A 240-nucleotide genomic window follows, 5' to 3' on the forward strand; every position below is an offset into this window, starting at 1 on the left:
GGAACTGGTTGAGATGGAAGTGCGCGAGCTGCTGTCGAAATACGAGTTCCCAGGCGACGACCTGCCTATCATCAAGGGTTCGGCACGTAAAGCACTGGACGGCGACACCGGTCCCCTGGGCGAAGTGGCCATCATGGCCCTGGCCGACGCACTGGACAGCTACATCCCTACGCCAGAGCGCGCAGTGGACGGCGCCTTCCTGATGCCAGTGGAAGACGTGTTCTCGATCTCGGGCCGCGG

General features: G+C 62.9%; 1 pseudogene. It reads left to right on the plus strand.

The features are described from left to right. Window positions 1–240, plus strand: a pseudogene (gene tuf / locus AC6H42_RS22295) (elongation factor Tu); the annotation flags it as partial.

It is taken from the genome of Massilia sp. NBRC 108631, assembly GCF_059704565.1.